The sequence below is a fragment of the Novosphingobium sp. BL-S-19 genome (genome assembly GCF_055521675.1).
The window spans coordinates 1,973,274-1,996,377 of the sequence record NZ_CM145497.1 but is presented as its reverse complement, the minus strand read 5'-3'; the positions used below and the strand labels follow the sequence as shown (position 1 = coordinate 1,996,377).

General features: G+C 59.0%; 2 protein-coding genes (1 of these 2 running past the window's edge). Both read right to left on the bottom strand.

All coding sequences use genetic code 11. The features are described 5' to 3' along the window. Positions 1-22,499: the 5' portion of a tandem-95 repeat protein gene (locus tag ACZ1JV_RS08315; protein WP_465149065.1), read on the bottom strand. It extends 7,300 nt beyond the left edge of the window; only the first 22,499 of its 29,799 coding nucleotides appear in the window; its start codon is at positions 22,497-22,499; the stop codon falls past the left edge of the window. Next, a complete protein-coding gene (locus ACZ1JV_RS08310; RefSeq protein WP_465139063.1) occupies positions 22,496-23,104 on the bottom strand; it encodes a hypothetical protein in 609 nt (202 codons plus the stop codon). The genes ACZ1JV_RS08315 and ACZ1JV_RS08310 overlap by 4 nt, the downstream gene beginning before the upstream one ends.

The following is a 23,104-nucleotide window of genomic DNA, read 5'->3' as shown; positions in this document are numbered from 1 at the left end:
AGAACCGTTCCAGCAACGGAGAGGCCCCCGGCCAGGCTTTGATTGTTGGCGCTACTGAACGTGAAGCGCTGGGCATAGCTACCTGCAGCTGCATCCTTGAGGATCACGTTGACCGTGACACTCGATCCGGCGGGCGCTTCACCTGTGAAGGTCATCGTTGCAGCATCGAAGCTCAGCCAGCTTGGCAGGTCTTCGCCGTTCGCCTGCTTGGCGATCACCGTGTAATCGGCCGACAGATAGCGCGTGTCTAGAACGCCAAGGACGCCCGCGCTGTGGAAGAAAAGCACATCGCCTTCCGGTTCGATATCGTTGCCGAATGCTTCGGCAGGGATAACAAACAGGGGTTGGTCTTCGAGACCTGTGACGAGATCATCCCGAAGCGTCGCGCCGTCATTCTGAGGCAGGATCGAGACGGACACATATCCGGTCGCGCTGCCCCCGTGGCCATCGCTGATCGTATATTCGAAGCCGGCATTGCCGTTGAAATCGGGGCGCGCCTTGAAGACGATCTGGCCCTGATCGTTGATGCTCACCTTGCCGTTGTCGGCAAAGCGTTCCACGCCAACGAAGGTCAAGACGTCGCCGTCCGCATCGCGGTCGTTGGCAAGCAGCGTGGCTATGTCGATGACGATCGTCTGATCTTCGAGGATCGTGAAGCGATCACCGACCGCCTGCGGCGCATAATTTGCCGGGAGAACGTGGATATAATAGGTGAGGGTGGCGCTCGCGCCGCGTTCGTCAATCACATCGAAAGAGATGGCGGCGGTGCCTTCACCGTCTGGAGTGAAGGCAATCGAGGTGCCATCCAGAAGCGCCGAGCCATTGGCCGCCGCATCGCCGTCGGCTCCGGCATGGAGGCCGACAAAGCTGATCGCGTCGCCCTCGACATCGTAAACGGTGCGCATGAGATCGGCCACAGAGATGCTGGTGGTTCGGCCAAAGCGAACACTCTGTGCATACTGACTGGAACCGCGCGGCGCGTCGTTGACTGCGTCGAAGTAGAGTTCGATCGGCGCCAGCGAACGAGCGCCCGAGGGATCCTCGAGAATATAGTTGAAGCCCGCGAACCCGTAGAAATCGGTGCGCGAGATGATCTCGAGATAGTCGCCAACGACACGTGCCGACAGGTTGGTCCCTGCGGTCCAGGATCCGCCGTTGCCATCGTAGTCAAAGGCATCGATCGGGTCGCCGTTCTCATCCAGTAGCGGCGTGATGCCGACGATGCGCAGGTCTTCCCAATTGTCGTCGATGTCATAATCGTTGGCTTTGAGGACCGTGTCGATGCGAATGCGCAGGACTTGGTCCTCAACTCCGTGCAGCGCGGCATTGCTGTCGGCAACCGCTACAGGAGCATCGTTGACCGCGGCGACATTGACGCGAACCTGGCCGGTGGATTCGCGTCCATACGGGTCGGCTACCACGTACTCGAAATGGGCCTGGCCATTGAAGTTTGCCGGGGCCTGGAACGCGATTCTGCCGTCTTCGCGGATCCAGGCGGTGCCGCCGTCCAGTCCTCTAACCGATTTCAGGACCAGCTGATCGACGCCTTCCTGCGCGTCGTTGGCAAGCAGGGTAGCCGGATCGATAATGGCGATCTCGTCTTCTACGCCGAAGAGATAGACGTCGTCCTCGGCATTGAAACGGCCGATGCGGGCGAGGTTGTCGATCTTGGTCCGATCCCAGACCGTGCCATTGGCAAAAACGATCTCTTCGATACCCGTTTCGCTGCCAAGGAAATGATCCTTGATGAGCATGGTATCGAAGGTCAGAGCCCCGGCGACGTTCTCCAACTCGATGAGGAGATCGTCGCCCTGACGAATCAGCGAGATGTCCCTGGGAAGGGCGCCTTCCTTGATGGCGACGCGGTCGATATCGCTCGCCGCGCCCAGTTCAATGACCTGATCGTTATCGCTGTCAAAGCCCAGCAGATAGGTGTCAGAGCCAAAGCCGCCCTTGAGTATATCCTGCCCGTAGCCACCGTCGAAACTGTCGTTTCCGGCCGAGCCGATGAATGTATCGGCGAATACCGAGCCTACAAGCATCTCGATGTCGACAAGCGTGTCGCCCAGAGCCTCGCCGGCGAGACCTTGACCAAGCGAGAGATCGACGGAGACCGCTTCATCGGCCGATGCATAATCGGCAATGTCGAAGCCGCCGCGCCCATCGATCAGGTCGGCGCCTCTGCCACCGCGCAGGCGATTGTCTGCTCCATCGCCGCGCATGATGTCGTCATGGTAGGAGCCCTGGACGATCTCGATGCCCGAAAGAACATCGCCCAATGCATCTCCGCCACCTGCCATGGTGTCGGCAAGGTCGATCGTGATGCCTTCGGACGAAAGCGAATAATCGGCAATGTCCTCGCCATCGCCTCCGATCAGAATGTCGGCACCGCGGCCCCCGATCAGAACGTCGTTTCCGGCGCCGCCGCGAAGAATGTCATTGCCGCGTCCACCCTCAAGCCGGTTGGCGCCGGCATCGCCCTCGATTTCATCGTCATAATCGGTACCGATGACGTTCTCGATGCTGATGAGTGTATCGCCCGCAGCGTCACCGCCCGAGGCAGTGCCATTGCCGAGTGAAATATGCACACCTTCGGTCGAAGCCGAGCTGTCCGTCGCATCGAAGTAGCTGACGGTGTCCGTTCCTTCGCCGCCGTTGATGACGTCTGCGCCAGTGCCGCCGTCCAACGTATCGTTGCCGAGGCCGCCGATCAGGATATCGTTGCCGGCCCGCCCTTCCAGCGTGTCGTTGCCGGCACCGCCTTCGAGGCGATTGTCGGCGGAATCGCCGCCGAGTTGGTCATTGTAGTCGGTGCCCGTGAGGGCTTCGATACCGATATAGGTGTCGCCAGCGGCGGTGCCGCCCTGGCCGACGCGCGATTCCAGGTCGGCGCGGACGCCGACATTGGAGCCTGCGAAGACCACGGTATCATAGCCAGCGCCGCCGGTGATGTGATCGGCTCCAAAGCCGCCGTCGATGATATCATCCCCGTCGCCGGCATCGATGACATCGTCGCCGTCGCCGGCTTCGATGCGATCATTGCCGCCCAGAGCAAGAATATAATCGTTGCTGGCGAGGCCTTCGATCACCTCATTCTGGGCATTGCCGACGATATAGTCGACGTACCGGCTACCGCGCAGCGAACCACCGTAAGTGCTTTCGACGGACGCGTGCACGAAGCCGGTGTCCTCGAGGCCAGTCGGGTCGGCGATCCGGTACTGGATCGTTGCTTCGCCCGCATAGCCGGGGTTGAAGCGTACGATGACGAACTGTTCGCCAGAGAAGGTGACCACTTCGGCCGTGCCGATGCTGACGCGGTTGCCAAGCGCCAACTGGACGGGATCGAGGACCTCCTCGATGGCCACAAAATAGGGCAGGGGCCCGCCGTCGACATCGAAATCGTTCGCCATGAGCTCGGACACACGCAGAACCAATGGCACGTCGAGCGGTGTCGCGAAGTCGAAGTCATCGACCGCGGTGGGATCGTCGGGCTGAGCGATGATCGACAGGTCGACGTAACCTTCGGCGATGCCGCCTTCAGCGGTGTCGTCGGTGATCTGGTAGAAGAACCCGCTCGTTTCTGTGGCATTCGCATCGGGCGTGAACACGATGTTGCCGTCGGCGTCGAATTCGAGGGTGCCGTTAAGGCCGAGATTGGGGCGGAAACCGATGAAGCGAATCGGATCACGGTCGATGTCGCTATCGTTGCCAAGCAGCGCCGAAATCGGAATGGTCACCGGAACATCTTCCAGGACTTCCACGAAATCGTCTCGGGCCACTGGCGGCGCATCGCCTACGTTGTCGAACCATAGCGTGACCTTGCCGTCGTCGAAGGCGCCGTCCGGATCGGAAACCAGGTAATAGAAGCTGGCCTCGCCCCAGAAATCGGCGTCCGGCGTGAAGATGATCGTGCCGTGGTCGGTGAATGTGATGTCGCCGTTGACCGCGGTGGGCACACTGCCCTGATCGGTCATAAATGTGAGGGTGAAGCCTTCCGGATCGAAGTCGTTCCTGAGCAGTTCGATGATCGGGATTTCGATCGCGACGTCCTCGGATCCACGAAGGAACTGATTGCCACTCGCCGCATAGTGATCGTCACCGGCGACGGGACGATCGTTCACCGCCTGGTAAGCGATCGTCGCGCGCGCCCACGAAAGGCCGCCCTGACCATCGCTGACCTGGTAGTCGAACCACGCATCGCCATTGAAATTGGTGGTTGGGGTAAAGAGAATGGTCTGGTTGGCGAGAAGCTGAGCCGAGCCGCCGTGGGCCGAGCCTACAGCCACGATCGTGAGGCTGTCGTTGTCCGGATCGATGTCGTTCGACAACAGGCCAGGAACGATCACACCGTTCACGTCCTGAGCAAGCGCATTGAGGATAATCGGATTGTCTTCGAGGACCGGGCCACCGCTTTGCGTGGTCTCAATCCGGTCGTTGGCTGCCTGCGGGGCGTCGTTGACAGGCGCAAAGTACAAATTGACGCGCGCGGTCGAGGTCGCACCGGATGGGTCCTTGACGACATAGTCGAACCAGGCATTGCCCCAGAAGTAGTCGCGCGGGCGGACCTGGATCATGCCGTCAGCATCAAGGTGAACGTCGATGTCGGGGTTGGAAATCACCGATTGGATGGCAAGGGCGTCGCCATCGGCGTCGCTATCGTTAGCGAGCAGCGAAAGCGGGTCGATTGCGAATCCGATTCCTTCGGTACCCGAAATGGTGCCATCGTTGCGCGCGATGGGCGCATCGTTGACGGCCGTGACGGTTATAAAGACCTTGCCCGTCGCCGAGCCGCCTTCCGGCGTATTGGCAATGTAGCTGAACTCGGCCGTGCCGTTGAAGTTGGCGGTAGGCGTGAAGGAAATGTTGCCATCGCTTGAAAGCGATACAATACCGTTTGCCGCGCCGAAAACCTGCCCGATGACCATGCGATCGCCGTCGAGATCGTTGGAAAGAAGGCGCTCGGCGCGAATGTTGATCGAACCGTCTTCCACAACGGCAAAGCCCTTGTCGTCGATTGCGGTCGCAACAGGGCGGATGCGAATATTGACCTCTGCCTTGTCGAAGGCATTGCGCCCATCCGACAGCATATAGGTAAGCGAAGTCGGGCCGTAGTAACTACTACTCGCCGTAAACACGACATTGCCGTCGGCGTTGAGCACCGCCGTGCCATTGGGCCCACCATCGACCGAGACGATGTGAAGCATGTCCCCATCGGCGTCGAAGTCGTTTGCCAGAAGTTCGCTGGCCGCAATGGTGATCGTCTGGCCGGCGACGAGCAAGTAATAGCCGTCGTCGATGGCGGTAGGCGCGCGGTTGTCGACCAGGTCGCGCATCATCGCCTTGGTCCATTCGACGCCATCGGCGAAGCGGATTGTCTCGGCGCCTTTGCCGTCGGCCGCGAGCGCATCGATGATGGTGAGGCTATCTGATGTAGACGAGGAGAAGCGGATGAGCACTGACTCGCTACCGCGGAACAGCCGCGACACCGAAGCTTCGGTCGAAGCAAAATCGGCGATCAGGACCGTGTCCACCGGATCCGTTTGGACCTGGGTGTCCTGAATGGTATCGTTGCCGCTACCGCGGCCGAACGCATAATTGTCGGCACCTTCCGCGCCTGCGAGCAGGTCGTCTCCCGCTCGCGCGGCAAACGTATCGGCCCCGTCGAAACCGTAGACCTTATCGTTGCTCGCCCCGTCGATATCGGAAAGAGCCCGGGCGCGCATGGCCCCGAGGTTCCAGACTGTGCCGTCGGCAAAACGGATGGTGAATAGGTTAGACGATGCCAGAGCGCCGGTCAGGACGATCTGATCGGTCCCACCAGCAAAGTTGATCACGAGATCCAGATTGTCCGGCCCGCCGCGCGCAGTGCTTGTGATGTCGGACGGGTTAAGGTTCTCAAGGCGAAGTACGTCGGGATCGAGGCTGTATCCTTCGATCCGATCGACACCGTCGCCGGAACGATAGATGAAGGTATCGGTACCGGCGCCGCCGCTGATAAGGTCGTTGCCGCGCCCGCCGGTGAGCATGTCGCTTCCCGAAGTGCCAGCGATAATGTCGTCGCCGTCAGTCTGCTGCGATGCGAGTGCGGCGGAGCGAATAGCGCTCAGGCTTATGACCACGTTACTGTCGGTCAACAGGATGCGCTCGATGCCCTGGAAATCGGCAAGCCCATTGCGGATGACGATCTCGTCGCCCGTCTGGGGCAAGCGGATGACGATGTCGTCGCTTTGCGGCGAGAGACGAGCGAAGCTAAGTTCACCGAACTCGTAGCCTGCTATTTCGAGGGTGTCGTTGACCGAACCGGAGGCGTCGAGGATCGTGTCGCGCCCGTCGCCCCGCGCATAGCGGTAAGTATCGTTCCCGCCGTTACCGATCAGCAGATTGTTGCCCGGACCGCTGGCGAGGATGTTGTCGCCGGCATCGCCGGTCACGATCGCGGTGCTCGCGACAGTGGCCATCGCAAGGAGGGTCTGATCCGTCCACACTGTGCCGTCCGCGAAGCGGACCGCTTCGATCTTCTGGCTCATCGCATTTTGGATGGTAATGCGATCGTTGGTGTCCCGGATCTTGAGGATCAGGTTCGTGCCGTCGAGGCTTTGCTCGACGATGATGTCGCCAGGCGCAATGCCCGCGTCGAACTGAATGGTGTCAAGGCCGCCATAATCGATGACGAGATCCTGGCCATCGCCGCGTCCGAACAGGTAGGTGTCATCGCCGATGTCCCCGACGAGCCGGTCGGCGCCAGCGCCGCCGCGTAGCACGTCGTTGCCGCCATTGGCGTAGAGTTCGTCGTTGCCCGCGCCGCCCAAAAGCGTCTCTGCATAGTCCGAGCCGTAAACGATGTCGTCGCCGGCAGTAGGATCGGTCGCCATGGCCAGTAAGGTCGCTGCTGACCAGACAGTACCATTGGCGAACTCGATGGACTGGATGCCCATGGAAAGCGCAGCTGCCTCGCCAAGGTTGATCCGGTCGCCGGTTCCGGCGATCGCGAGAATGAGCGTCGAGGCGCCTCGGATCAGTTGAAGATCCTCGGGTGCGATACTCTCGCCGAAGATGAGCTTGTTGACGCCGCTTGCGTCGGAGATGCGGTCCTGTCCGTCACCGCGATTGAAGAGGTAAGTGTCGTCGCCAAGCCCGCCGGCGAGGACGTCGTCCCCTGTGCCGCCTGCGAGCGTGTCATTGCCATTGGAGCCGGTTAGGGTGTCGTTGCCGGCGCCGCCAGCAAGCGACGTGATGCCGCCGACAAGGGTGATCGTATCGTCGCCCGCTGTCGCGATCACGGAGCGCGCGAGCACATCGGTCCAGGTCCATGTCGTCCCGTCAGCGAACGCCACCTGCTCGATCTTTCCGGCATCGCCTGCCGAAAGCGCCTGGGAGAGCCGGATGCGTCCGCCGTCGCTGCCAACCCTGAGCTCGATGTCGGCTCCAAGCTGGACGACGGTGACTTCTGCGGGAGCGATTCCGTCTGTGAATTCGATGCGGTCGCTGCCGCCGGCATCGCTAATCGTGTCGCGGCCATCGCCGCGAGTGAAGCGATAGCGGTCATTGCCGAAACCGCCGGTCAGGCTGTCGTCGCCTGCTCCGCCCTCGAAGACGTCATCATCGGCCAGGATTTGGTTGATCGTGCCACCGAAGATCGTGTCGTCGCCAGTCCCGCCCGCGAGGATATCGCTCCCAGCACCGCCGACCAGGAAATCGTTTCCATCCTGACCCGAGACCCAATCGTTGCCATCGCCGCCCTCGATTAGATCATGGCCCGTTCCGCCCGCGAGCTTGTCGTCACCGTCGTAGCCGTAAAGGGTGTCGTCACCGCCAAAACCGTAGATGCGGTCATCCGAGGGACTGCCAGTGAGGACATTACCATCGTCGGTGTCGTCGATGTCGACAGCGCCGTCCAATGGGAAGGCATAGCCGCCGAAATTCTCAGGCGTCAGACTGCCTGCAGCCACTCCCTGGAGACGCAAGAACGATCGCGGCGCGTTGTCGCCCAAGGTCGTCAGAATGATCGTGTCCGCGCCATCCTGCTTGACCACCAGGACGCCAAGTTCGAACGGATTGCCAGGATGCAACTCATTGCTGAATTGGATGATGTCGCCGGCGGCGCCAGCCTCGAAGTCGGTAATGACGTCTTCGGCATTGCCTAACCAGTAGGGATCGATCCTTCGATAAACGTCCCGGCCGCTGCCGCCCGTCATGGTGTCGACGGAATTGTCATCGGTTGCGTATTCGAAATAATCGTTGCCGTCGCCGCCGATCAAGGTATCGGCGCCATCTCCGCCCTCCAGAGAATCCGAGCCGAGACCACCCTCCAGGAGGTCATCGCCATCACCGCCGATCAGCGTATCGTCGTTGTTGGAGCCTGAGGGATCCGTCTCGCCGCTATCGCCGATGAGGTGGTCGTTGCCGTCACCGCCGTACAACGTGTCGGAACCGTAGCCGCCATCGATCTGATCGTTGCCCAGGCTGCCGCTAAGGCGGTCATTTCCGGTGGTGCCGACAAGCGACTGACTGTCGGTGGTGGCGAAACCCATGCCGCCGAAGTTGGCCGCGACAAGGTCTTGCTTATTGACGTTCTGGAGCACCAGTGCGGTGCCGAAGACGTGGCTGCCATCGCTTCCGGTCGATAGAATCGACTGGACGAGAACGTCTGCACCTGCCTGTTTGAGGAGGACGGTGTACCCATCCGAAGATTCGATCGCGGCCCAAGTGGGAACATTGACACTATCGCCGTTCGCGCCGACTTGGAAATCGGTCACCACGTCCGCGCCCGCGATTGTCTCGCTGCTTTCGGAAATGACGAAGGTGTCGCGGCCCGCTCCGCCGGTCAGGATGTCCCTGCCGGTTCCACCATCCAGATAGTCCTCCCCGAGACCGCCCTCGAGAGTATCGTTGCCGGCCCCGCCGTAGAGCTGGTCTTCATCGTGCGGGATTCCGGTGCTGAGCTGCGTTCCCCGAAGTTGCAGCGCCCAAACGCCGGGTTCACCCGTATTTCCGAGCGCATTGTCGAGATCGACTGGGCCCAACGACGGGAGGGGGATCTGGAATGTCTCCCACGGGGTGTAGACATTGGGCGTTCCCGTTTTCGCCCAGTTCAGGTTCTCGTAGCGGTAGACGATGTCGAAGGAGTCGGCCCCAAGAACCTTGATCTGCACCTGGAAGGCATTGGGCGTGGAGATGTTGTAACCGTAGACATCGTCCCAGGTGACCGTGATCGTGCTGGTCGCCGCGTCAAAGTCGACCCAGACGAGATTGCTGCCTGTGGAATTGCCGCCGCTACTGGGCGTGTGCGTGCCGGAACGGGTGTCCGCATCCTGCGGCCAAATGTTGAGGCCGAGATTTCCGATTGTAAGAGTGCCATTGGTCGAGATCTGTACGGCCGTGATGGCCACTCCATCGACGTTGACGACACCTGCGTTGAAGTCCGTGGGAATGCCAATGGTCTGGGCACCATCGTCGCTGCGGGTAAGCGCGGTTTCCCCAAAGCCGACTGGCCCGCCGAGCGTATTGACGAGCGCGTTGGAAAGGGGGCCAAAATAGCTGGCAAAATCGGGAGCATCGGTCTGTGGAAGTCCGCTGTCGCCGATCAGATGGTCATCGCCGTCGTCGCCTCTGATGGTATCGCTGCCATAGCCACCATCGATGAGGTCGTTACCCCATCCGCCGTCGAGTACATCCTTGCCCGCCGTGCCGGTGACGACGATGTCGTCGGTCCGCACAATCAGCGGCACATTGAAGTTTTCGGGCACGAGATCGTTTGCGTTGACGTTCTCGAGGGTCAGCAGGGTGGTGGGAACATAGGCTTGGGCATTGTCGTCCCACCGATTTACCCAAACGATTGCATTGGCACCGTCCTGCCGGACAAGGACAGAGCGGCCATGGATGCCCCAGTTTACGGACTCGGAATCGAGTTCAATGATGTCACCGGCTGCCCCGGTTTCGAAATCGGTGATGACATCGCCATGACCCGCGCTCACAGCTGCGCCGAATTCAGCAGACATGAGGCCGATCTCACCGCCGCCGCCGGCTCCGCCATCACCGATGACAAAGCGGTCGCGTCCGGCTCCGCCGGTGATCCGGTTGGACTGATTGCCGTAGGACAGGTTCCAGAAGGTGTCGTTGCCTGCGCCGCCGTCTATTTGGTTGGCACCGAGGGTATCCTCAAACCAGTCATCGCCATCGCCGCCGAGAAGGACATCGTCGCCCGCGCCGCCGTGGATTTCGTCGTTGCCGCCAAGCCCGGAAATCTGGTCATTGCCGAAACCGCCTTGCAGCACGTTGTCGGCATCGTCGCCGACGATGATTTGGTCCTGGACCAATTCGAAGCTGTTGTCGTCGAAATTGGCACGTGTCAGCGTTGACGCGTTGACCCCCAACAGGCGGAGAAGCGGCCGGGTTACGATAGCACCGCCATCGTTTACGGCCAGCGAGACTACGGTGTCGGCGCCGTCTTGGCTGACGAGCACGGAGCCCTGACCTCCTAGGTCTGGATCCATGAATATGCCCAGAATGTCTCCTTCATCACCCACCGTGAAGTCGGTGATGATGTCGATGCCCCCCGATCCTGTGGTCTGGCCGGCAAAGATTTCGAAATAGTCCCGGCCATTGCCGCCGGTGAGGACATCGCTTCCCTGACCTGTTCCCACGTCGATGAAGGTGTCGTCCCCGTCGCCGCCATCGATGACGTCATCGCCACCGCTCCCGCCGCTCAGAACATCGTTGCCGCCAAGACCGACGATAGTGTCTGCAAGGGCGCCGCCAATGAGCTCGTCGTCACCTTCCGTGCCGGTGAGGTTCAAGGCTTTGTCAATGATCGACAAGCGACCGTCGAGTTCGGAAAAATTATCGAGCGTAAGCAGGCTGCCGTCGATATCCGCCAGGCGAAGGAGGGGGATCAGGGCCGAATTATCGGCTTTGAAATAGACCATGACATCGCCGCCCTCTTGGGCGAAGACGATGCGACTGAAATCGATTGCCTCGAAAAAGCCGTTCCCGTTCCGGCTCGGCCTGAAGGTGATCACGTCGCCGCCTGCACCGGCAGCGAAGTCGGTCACGGTCGAAACTGTGCCGGTAAACGAAGGTCCATCGAGTCCTGGAACGCGAACGAAATAGGTGTCAGTGCCAGAACCGCCCGTAGCGGTATTCGTGGCGAAGGGTTGCGAGAGGTCGAAGACGTCGTTTCCGGCTCCCCCGTCCAGGGTGTTGTGACCTTCGCTGTCGAGGAAGGTATCGTTTCCGTCTCCGCCGATCAGCGTGTCGTCGCCAGAACCGCCATCAAGGATATCATTGGCCGCACCGCCGCTGAGCAGATCATTGCTGTCGCTGCCGTTCACAATATCGCCAGTGAACAGGATATCCGTGCGATCGTCGAAATCCTGGAAATTGTCTCGGGTGAGTAGTGACCCGTCGACAGATTGAAGTCGTACCAGTTCGATGAGAGCCGGTGCATCGGGATGCTCAGGTTTGAACAGCACCACCACGTCGGTGCCGTCCTGTATCAGGATAACGCGTTCCCAAAGGACCAGCGGTCCGCCGTCGACCGTAGCACCGCCGCCAAAGCCGAGCAGGTCCCCGCCCGCACCCGGCGTGAAATCGGTGACGATCGTGGGCTCACCGCTCACCCAATCCTGGTTTTCGGATGGCGTGCCGAGCCAATAGGTATCGCTTCCTGCCCCGCCTTCAATGGTGGTACGTGTATCGTCGGACCGGTCGAGGTAGAATTGGTCATCGCCCGCACCGCCCGACATCGTGTTGGTGCCTTCAAAATCCCAGAAATCGTCGTTCCCGTCACCGCCAATAAGGGTATCGTCGCCCACACCGCCTTCGAGAATGTCGTCGCCCACTCCGCCTTCGAGAATGTCGTTGCCGTCGCCCCCGTAAAGGCTGTCGTTCTGGCTCTGGGGGAGACCAATGATGTCGGAGCCGCGGATCTGGAACGACCACACACCGGTATCGCCAAGATTGCCAGGCGCGTTGCCGAGGGCAGTACCGTCGCCACCGGAAAGCTCAATGACCCCGGACTGATCCGACGTGTTTAGGCGGGGGTTGGAGCCGCCGGACCAGTCGATGGATTCGTAGCGATAGACGACGTCCAGAGCGTCGTTGCCGAGCAACTTGATCTGGAGCTGGAAAGCGTTTGGAGCCGAGCCGGAAGGGTAAGCGCCGACATCGTCCCAGGTGATTGTGATCGTTTGTGTAGCGACGTCGAAGTCATACCAGACCAGATTTGTGCCTTGCGAGGCACCGCCTGCGCTGGGCGTCAGCGGCCCGCCGCCATTGTCGACATCCCAGGGAAGGACATCGAACCTGTTGGCGCCAATCGACGCATAGCCGTTGATACCGACGGTGATGCTGGTGATGGCTTCGCCATCGATGATGAACTCGCCGCCAAGCGCGTCGATCAGGGAAGCTGGTAGCTCGATGACAAGTTCGTCGTCGTCGCCGGCGGGCAGCGCGGCCTCTCCGAAGCCTGCTGTGCCTCCAAGGCCACCGACGAGCGTGCTGGTTTGTGTTCCAAAATATGTCTGAAGTGCTGCCTGCACTTCAGGCCAGTCGCCTGCGGCAAAATTTTCCGGCGCGTCGCCGACAAGGTGGTCGTCGCCGCCGTTGCCGTAGAGCGTGTCCTGGCCGGCCTTGCCGAAAATTTCATCATTGCTGTCGGTGCCGTACAGGTCGTCCGCCCCGTTGGTGCCGATAAAGGTGTTACCCGGATTGCCGCCCGGCTCTTCTCCGCCCGGCTCTTCGCCTCCGGGCTCACCGCCGCCAGGCTCCTGGCTGCCTCCGTCGAAGATTACCGAGCCGAACGGGGTCGTGTCACGATCGGGATGGAGGATCGCTTGCGCGGCGTCTTCGGTAACAATGTGACTGCGCAGCGTCGCATAGTCCCAGGTCGTACCATCCGCGAAGCGGATCTGGTCAATGTCGTCGCCGCCGCTGCTGCCGCCGCCCTTGATAGTGATGCGATCGTCTTCGCTTCCGCGCAGCCGGATCACAAGATCGTTGCCCAGGATAGTAAGGGCGACATCGCTAGCGGTGATACCCTGACCGAAGCTCAGCGTGTTCGTCGAGTTCCATTGGTTGGGAACATCGATGGTGTCGCGGCCATCGCCGCGATTGAAAATGAAGGTTGCATCGCCGTTGCCGGTAATGAGCGTGTCATCGCCCTTGCTGCCGATGACGGTCAGCGTGCGCTCGAACCAGACCCCGAATTCGATCCGGTCGTTACCGTCGGTGCCCTGAGCCGCACGAGCGAAGATCTCGGCCGCGTTCCAGATGGTGCCGTCAGCAAAGATGAACTGCTCGATGACATTGTCGATATTGTCGACCGAGTTGTTCTCGTTGTTGCCCATGCCCTCGATCGTGAGGCGATCGGAGCTACCGGCGATCGCGAGGCGGATCGCGCCGTTCTCGACGCCGAGGAAGATGATGTCGCCCGGGGCAATACCAGGGCCAAAGCGGAGCTTGTCGACGCCGCCGTCGTTGTAAACGCCGGCATCAAGGATACGGTCCTGTCCGTCACCGCGCGCGAAATAGTATGTGTCGCTGCCGCGATTACCCTCGAGGCGGTCGTTACCCCGTCCGCCAGTCAGGATATCGTTGCCGTTTCCGGTTTCGATATAGTCGTTGCCATCCCCCCCATAAACCTCGAATTCAGTGTTCGAGGCGTCTGCCGGAATGATGATATGATCGTCGCCGTTCGTGGACGGAATGGATGATGCAAGCGTCGACAGTTTGATAATCGAGCCATCGGCAAACTTGAGCGAGGCAACTATTCCAGTCGTACGGCCAACCGGATCGACAAGCGTAAGCCGATCGTCGCCACCTGCAATCAGCAGGACAATATTGCCATAGGCATCGCGCTGAGCGGTCACGTCACTGCGGGCGATCCCAGAGCCGAATTCGATGACCGCCAGGCCATCCCATCCGCTCGTGCTCTGAACGCGGTCCTGACCGTCACCTCGGCTCAAGCGGATGACGTCGGCGCCGCCATTTCCGGCAATCGTGTCGTTGCCCTTGCCGCCGGTAAAGGTTTCCGCGGCCGGCGTCCCGACCAGAGAATCGTCGTTGTCGGTGCCTTGACCGCGCCAGAAGCCTTCAAGCTGCGCGAGCGTAAAGCTGGTGCCATCATCGAACACGATGCGGTCGACCGCATAATTGCTTGAGGACGCGTGGCGCAGCGTAATGCGATCGCTGCCGTCGGCAAAGGAGATCTCGGTTTCACGGAAATCGGGCGTGAACGTCACCCGCATGTCGGCCGCAGCGTAGCCCTTGATGCGCAACACGTCGTTGGAGCCATTGCTGTCCTCGACGACATCCGCGCCGTCACCGCGCGAGAAAACGTAGGTGTCGTTGCCGCCGCCGCCTGCCAGATAATCGGCGCCTTTGCCGCCAGTCAGCGTCTCGGCTCGGTTCGAGCCGAGGATCACGTCGTCGCCTGTGCCCGCCTGGTCGTTGACGAGCCGCTGGTTGAGAGCGGCACCATCGAGCACCTGGCCATCGGCGAACAGAAGGCTGGGCAGGGCGCCGTCGAGCATTCCGTTGACAAGGATGACCTGGTCGCCGGTCGAGAAGACGATGGCGATGTCGTTGCTGCCCTTGGCGAGCGGGCGGATCAGCGCGTCGGTGGCGCCGTAGTCCGCGAAATTGATGGTCGCAGACGTGACACCAGATGGCATTTCGATGCGATCGACACCATCGCCGGCGTGGATAGTGACCGTGCCGCCGTTGGCCATCAGGACACGGTCGTTGCCTCGTCCCGGTTCGACCGCCTCGCTGACGTCCAGCTCGCGTAAATCGATGATATCCTGGCCCGTGCGATCGCTCGCCGCAAGAATCAGGCTGCGCACTTCGGCAAGCGACAGGCTCTCGCCATCGGCAAAGACAAAAGATTCGACCGGCGCGGTCTTATAGCCGCCCAGGATGACCAATCTGTCGGCGCCATTGCCTACCGTGATCAGCAGATCGCCATCGACATTGGTGAACGTCACTTCATCCTGGGTGATACCTTCGCCGAATACAATCTGGTCGATCCCGCCCGTATCGGAGACCGCGTCGTAGCCATCGCCAATCCCGAACTTGTACGTGTCGTTGCCGGTACCGCCCGCAAGCGCGTCCGATCCGGCACCGCCGGAAATGACATCGTTGCGCCCGTCAAAGCCGACGATGCTATCGTCGCCCGCGCCGCCGGTGAGTATGCGATCAATGAGATTGTCGCGAGTGAGGACAGTGCCATTCGCGAAATGATACTCCTCGACGCTAGTCGTGCCGAGGCCCCCGACGATGCGCAGAACGTCCGCGCCGTTGCCGAGGTCGATGATCATGTCGCTACCGTCGCGGGTGACGATCAGGTCTTCGGCGCGTACCGAGGCACCAAAGACAACGCGATCGACAGATCCAGCGCGGTCCTGCTTTTCGATGATGGTGTCGAAATCGTAGCCGGCCGAGAATGCGTAAGAGTCACCGGCATTGCCGCCCTTCAACGTGTCGTCGCCCTGGCGACCATCGAGGGTATTGGGAACATCGATGAGAAGATCGCTCACCGCGATGACATTGTCGCCGCGGTCGCCGCCCTCGATCTGAAGCTCCTGCTCGATATCGCCGGCAGTGAGCACCGTTCCATCGGCAAAACGGAAGACCTCGATCGCGTCATCGATGCTGCGGAACTGATTGCGGATGCGCAGCGTGCTATCCGGCCGGCCGTCGATGGTGATGAGCAAATCATCACCTGACTTCGTGAAAACGATGTTGCGATCGCCAAGGTAACGGATGTCGGCACCGAACTCGACGGTATCGTTGACCGGAACGTTGGCACCCGTCCGATCTCCCCAGGAGGCTCGGGTACGTCGGTCGACAATGACATCGTTACCGTAGCCAACGTCGAAAATGTAGGTGTCACCGCCGTCGCCGCCGATCAATTGGTCGTCGCCGGCGCGCCCGTCGATGATCTCGCCAAAATCGGATCCGGTCAGGATGTCCGCGCCATTGGTTGCGCCGCCGGTGAACCGATCGAGGGCGATATCTTCCGGGTTGAGGTCGGTGAAGGAAATTTGGCGATCGGCGAACACAAACTGCTCAATCGCAGCATGCTGGGCGCCTTCGCGGATATACTGCCCTTCGACGATCAGTTTCTCGCCCGTGGCCTTGATCGTGAAGACAAGATCGAGCGCAGTGCGCGTGACCGTCACATCGGAGAAATTAAGGTTCGAGAAGACTATTCGATCGGAACCATCCTCATCATAGATGGTGTCGTTGCCGTTGCCCTGTGCGTAATAGTAAGTGTCGTTGCCCGACAGACCTTCCATACGGTCGTCGCCAGCGCCGTTCTTGAAGATATCGGCGATGCCTTCAAAGCCATAGATGACGTCGTTTCCAGCAGTTTGGCCGACATCGACAAAGTGCTGCAGAAGCTGGAGATAGTCCCACTGGGTTCCGTCGCCGAAGACGATGTCTTCGAGCGCGTTTACGTAGCCCAGGAACGGCAGTTGCTCGAGGAAATCGACCAGCGTGACCTGATCATCGGTTCCCTTGATTTTTAGAGCAAGAGTGTCGCTCTTGCCGGAGCGCAGATAGTCGAGATCGGTCCAGCGAATGTCATCGGCGAATTTGAGGACGTCATGCTGAGGGCCATCAAAGAGGCCGTAGGCCGGCCCATTGTCCTCGATGACGTCGTGACCATAACCGCGACCGAAGATGTAGGTGTCGTCGCCGCGGCCGCCTTGCAGGTAGTCGTCGCCCGCGCCGCCATCGAGCGTGTTGGCGTTGAGGAAGCCGTAAATGGCATCATCGCCCGCAGTCTTGGCATTGGCGAGGACCCTTTCGGCCACTTGCGTGAATTCAAGGCTGGTGCCGTCATCGAAGATGAAGCGCTCGACCAGATTCGGCGAGACATAATCCAGACCATCGCTTCCCCCCACGGAGTCGGCCAATAGGCCGAGGCCAAGGGACAGCCCGCCGAAATAGTCCTCGATTTCGATCGTGTCACCGGTCGGATTGCCGGATTTGTCCAGCAACGTAATCAGTAGGTTCGTGTCCGAGCCGCTTCGTGTCAGTCGCAGATCGTTGGCTGTAATGTCGCCGGTGAACTTGAGGAAATCGATGCCGGCCGCCGCTGCGCCGAACGAGATACCCCCGCGTTCGCTGATGACGTCCTGGCCATCGCCCCTGGCAAAGATGTAGATGTCGCCGCCAAGACCGCCTGTAAGAACGTCATTGCCTTTGCCGCCCCAAAGGACGTCATCCGAGCCCGAACCTGCATAGACGTCACCGCTGTCGCGCGGATCAGCCACCTCAAGCGCAAGACGGAAGCGGTCCCAGATAACGCCGTCAGAAAAGACGATCTGCTCGACGCCAGATTCGAACTGCTTGCCGTTCGAAAGGTAGGGGTTGAGCTCCCCGAGGAACTGGTCGGTCAGGCGTACGGTATTGAGCAGGGCGCCGTTGTCGTCGCGGACTTCAAGGATCAGGTCCTGGCCGTCACGAATGGCCGTGACATGTTTTGAATCGACGGCCGTGAAGCGCAATTCGTCGTCGCCGCCGAGGTCCTGATCGAAAATGACATCGTTTCCGGCATTCTTGCCAACGAAATAGTAGTCAGCGCCATTCCCGCCGCGCAGAGTTTGATCGCCGGCGGTCATGTAGAAGAAATCGGTCCCGCTCGTCCCTTCCACAACGGTGTCAGTGTTCGAATGCGTGATAATGCGGGTTTCATCGACGGATAGCGCGTGTGCGACGCCGCGGATGTCGAGGTTGACGCCTACGTTTTCGTAAGCCTCGACCAGCATCTGCATGATGTAGGCTTGGTCGATCCCGACCTTCGCTTCGAGGACGCCGCCGTCGCTATCTTGCGCGAAATCGGGATAGATCTGCCAAAGTAGCTCGTTCCAATCGGTCAGATAGTCGAGAATGGCATCGTTTGCATTCGACGTTGGAGCGGCCTCGAAGATCGCTTCGAACATCGGGGCCATCTGGCGGTCCGTCGTAGTGACGAAGACATCCCGCGACGCGTCGTATGTAAGCCCGCGCGCAAAGTCCTTTAGCCCGCCTTGAAGCGCGAGGCGAACTGCGAGGCGACGCGATGTTACGATGTATTGCTCCATGACAGGCTGGAGCATGGCGATCATCGTTTTGATGTCGCTTTGATAGGTGGTCGCCTGGGCCGTAGTTCCGTCGGAATACGTCACCGTAACCGGATTGCCGTCGGCATCGACCTCATTGACGTAGCGTCCGGCTCCATCAATGCCATTGACACTGTAGCTGAGCTGGCCCGTGACGTTATTGTAGGTTGCGGACAGCATTTCGGGACGGAAGTCGACGCCGCCGAGGCTGGTCGCGAAATGGAATTGCGCAGGCGTCAGCAACTCGACGCGATAGACGCTGTCGTCCGTCGAACCAACCTCATCGAGGCTGCTGAAATCGATTGCGTAGTTGCGGAGATTGAACTCGAAAGCGTTCCCATTCTTCGCCTGAAGCTGAAGCGCGCGATCGAGGTTGCGAGCCCAGACATAGAACGTGCCGTCATTGTCGGTAATTTGGACGGTATAATCAACTGCAACGCCGTTGATGAAATTGACCGCAATGGTATCAACCGGCAGGTCGGCCAACGAGTTGTATTGGATGTCTTCGCGGCGCCACTCGGTGCCGGTTGTATGCGGCAAGGCCAGGATGGCGTCGACCGTGGCGTAGGAAACGGACGGGTTGGAGGCGAGCACCCAGCTGCCGTCCGTCTGTCGGATGCCGTAGTCGAGGATGACAGCCCTGCCGTTCACCTGGCTCATCAGGTAAGGGGCTTCCTCACGGAAGGTGAGGGCAGTTCCTCGCGAAGAGGGTGACCATGCCTGTTCGAGGTGCCAGCTTTGCCCCTGAGCAAGTACCTGCTCAAGAGTTGGGCGGCCGATCGCAGTGCCCTGTGCGCTTAGGACAGGACTGCCGGATTCAAGAGTCCAGAAGCCCCCCGTCGAATCCTCGACGTAAATGGCACGGTCAAGGAGCGCTCCGTTCGCGTCGAGTTTGACTGCGACAAGCTCTCGGCTTGTTTCAAGCGTCATTCCCCATTCGCCGAGGACATCGCCAACCTTCGCCACAAGGTCTTTCATCTTGGGCGTGGTCATCGCAGAGGCGCGATCTTGAACCAGCTCGGCAAAGCCGGGGTCATTGGCGGCGGCAACCGCGAGATCGGTGACGCTACCAAACCCTTTCGCGTTCAGCGTCGTGTCCGATTGCCAGGGCGCCAGGCCACTCTCGCCGGCGTATTTGGTGTCGACTTCGTTTGCCGTGAACAGGGCTTCGAAGATGTTGGAAGTACGACCGGTGTCGAACGTGACCGTACTGCTGGAAACAAGCTGAGCGTTCGTGGGCGTCGTGACGCCAAGTGCGGTCGTTGAAAGGTTGATCGAGACAATGCCGAGCTGATCGAGCGTCCTTAGCTCGCCAGCATCGGTTATGCCGTCGCGATCCTTGTCTTGCCAAATCTGGAGGCTCGACCAGATCACGTCGGCGGACGTGATCTTTCCGTCGCCGTTGCTGTCGTACTGCGCAAGCTCTGCGAAGCCGCCGCCTGCGCGGCTGCCAAACATTTCGCCGATGTCATCGACACGGCCATTTCCGTTGCTGTCGAGGACAAGGAAGCCGTCGTCGCCCTTTAGCCAACCGGTTCTCTCAGCGAACAGGTCGCCGTCGACGTCGAAGTATGCAGAACTGTTATCAAGGCTGATAGTCTCGATACCATCGCCATCGAGGTCGATGACAAGGGGGTCGGTACCTTCTGCCCACTTGAGCGCCTTGGTGAAGCGTTCTGTCGCGGCCACGGTGGACGCTAGCGTGTCCGCCATGACGCTGTAGTAGAGTGCAGCACCGACCATACCCAAGAGGGGGCTGACCATCGGCAACAAGGTCTGAAGCGGATTTACCGCACGGAAGACCATGCCGAGGTCGCCTTGACCCGCAAGGCCTTCTTGTAGACTGCCTAGCCTCGAACCAACGACGTCGACGTTCTCGATCTTCATCCAGCCCTTGTTGACGCCAGATGTCGAGCTAGCCTCACTTCCGAGTGCGGCCATCATGCCATCGAATATCTGTTCGAAGGCATTGGTGATATACATGTCGACGTTTCCGTCTTCGTCGACCTTGAAGGTGTAAAGAATCCATGGCTGTAGATGGTCTACATAAACTTCACCTGTCCAATCGGTTGCTCCACCGGTCGAGTATCGCGCGATGTTCGCTAAACCGATCGAAGATCCCAATAAGTTATTGAGAATACCCAGTCCGGCAAGGCCTCCGTTTGCATCGCCGCCAGTTAACGGAATTCCAAAGTACTTAAGGACATCACTATGCTGCGCGTCCATCAATGTTGTATCGGCAAAATACCAGATGTTGTCGCTGTTGCTCGAATTGTCTTCGACTGGGACAATCTCCATCAACGGCTGGCCGGTCTCATCAAACATGAGCAACCCATCGGCATCGCGCTTTTGACGTTGATACAAACCGTCTTCTGTGTCGCCGTAGATTAATCCGCCCGGGGATGTGTTGAAAATCCAGTCGCGGCCAAGGCCGCCAATTGTGATGGCTCCTGCGTCGCCTTTGTTTGTGGGAGCATCGCCGAGGATGGTGATGACCCAGTCATTGCCCTCGCCGCCATCGAGTTTAAGTGTATAATCAACTTCGGCGCGAGTTGCGTGAGGGTCGGGAGACACCTCCTTTGGCGACCCGTCCGGATTAAATCCTCTTGGATCTCCGGTGCGGCGCCATTCTTCCAACTGTTGTTGTTGAGCGCGCTCACTATCGCGGATTTCTCGTGCCGACACGTAGCCGTCGGAGGTGCTGTAGCCACCGATAGCTTCGCCGGCCCGAATTAACTCGGGAAGCCATCCAACAAGAACGTCGTCACCTCCACCGCCCAAAACCTCGCCGGCAGAACGATGAACGAGCCAGTTGTCTTTGTCATCGCCGATCAGGATCGTGACATCGTCTCCAACTAAGATGTCATTTCCGTCTCCTACAATGGAAGCAGCCTGCTCAGAAACCCACTCAATTGCTCGCCCTGAAACCGCTTCCAACGTCCGCTCAGCGACATCTTTGAACTCGTTTGTCGCAGCGTCAATGTATCCCCGTATGGTTGTTTCGAAGGCAGTGAGGCTATCGCTGATGTCCTTTACGACCTTGTAGGTGTAGCCCGTCTTGTCGAGACCGAATTCATCACTTGCTAAGTAATCTACAATGTTTTTGATAGCCGCATAAGTCGCTACAGATGAAGCTGTAAACATCACAATCGGGCCCAGCGGCGAGATGGCTGCTACCATCATTCCTCCCGCAAATGCCAGACTAGTCAATGATGTGGCGTCAGCAGCAGCTGCCTTTATGTACTGCTCAAAGGCTCCTGGTGTATCTTTCCGCCTATTCCATTCGACCCAAATATTTCCAACGGCCAGCGCGCTAGCCGCCAAACTCACTCCCAGTTTTGTCTTGTCAATATTTCCCGATGGGGTGGAGTAATAATCTTTGATTTTTCGTAAGCCTGCGCGAACAAAATCTGGCACGTCGTCGCCGCGTTGTATCGATGCATCAACGATAAGGTGAGCTCGATTTTCGATGTATTCAGCATACTGCGTCATTTTTGCAGTGTCTGAACGATATTCTGCAAGAAAATTTTTCTCGAGATCGGCCTGCGTAAAAAGTCCGTCCTGCGGAGATTTTGTTAGATCCGACGAGAGCAGTCTCGACCTTTTGACATGTTCGCGAAAATCATCAGATTCCAATATCGGCTCTAGCATTTGTCGATCGATGTAGAGCTGATCGTTGAAAAATTGCTTATGGGCATCTTCGGCTCTGGAAAACGCGTCGTATTGACTTAGAGCCTCATCGATTGAGTAGTTTCCAGTTATTTTTTCTCCATTCAACCATTGGTCTTCAAGATTAGGTATCTCAACTGCGCCGAAGCCTCGGAGAGGGCTCAGATTTTGCTCGTTGAAGAAACCTCTAAAATATCCTGCGCCGTTCTCTATTCCGTGCTGGATATAATCTTGAGAGCCATAGTTCCAAAGGATATCGGCAATAGAACCGTCACCTATTGGGTTGCCGTTATATCTGAGGAGGCCGCCAAATTCATCATTTAGTGCAGAAACCTGAGCTTCAAACGCGCCGTTTCTTGTGGCAAGCGTTAATTGCTTTCCAAAGGGTGTGTCGCCAATTGTGCCAGCTTTAAGGCCAGATATGCGCATTTCTTCGATGTAGCGCGTAGCATCAGCACCTGCACCATCGCCAGAGTAGACAACGTATACAGGCTGCCCCCCAGCGCCTATTCCTTCGGCTAAACTGAGATCCGCCGGATTGTCTCTGGTAAAATTGGCAGCACTTGTGTCGAAGCCAATACTCGTTAGCCGCGATTTGAAGCGCGCCACCTCGTCCGAGTTCAGTGAGCGCAACGTTCCTGAGCCGTCGTCGATCTGGAGCGTACTTGTAGTGCTTTCAATCGCACGATTAAACAGTTCTGCATCGCTCATCGCGCTCATGCGGCAAACTCCCGGCAGGCAACGCGTACAAGACCGTCTATGGGGGCGGGCAGCGGAGTGGTGGAATTTTCCGAAAGCTCAGCGGCAATTTTCGCCGGTAAGTACAGGCAAACTCTGCGAGAACACCATTGATTGCCATATTGGCTTTGCCAAATTGGCAGAATAACCGTAGACTTGAGGGCGTAAAGCGCGGTGTCCCACGCAAATTTGCTGACCAGATCTATGTCGGCCATCTCGATTAATCGCACGGATGTGCCAAGCGTAGCATCTTTTCCGGCGATGAGGATTAGTGATACCTCGTCACTATTTCGTTGAATGCTAACCTGATATGTTAATATGGTTCGACTTCTGTCGGACTCGAAGGGCACGTTTTTCGGCGGCGCACTGCCGAATGTCTCAAACGTCTGAGACAATTTGTTGGGAGGTGGCATCGTCCATCTCCCTGCAATAATTTCGGGGTCGTGAGATAGAAGAATGTCTATATTGCCACCAGAAGCATCTGCCTCGGGATTCCAGCGACCGGTTGTTAATCGAAGCTTGAGGTTTGCATCGAAAATGTCCGCGCAATCTTCAGTCGCGGGAGCAAAATTGTTCTCAATGGTCAT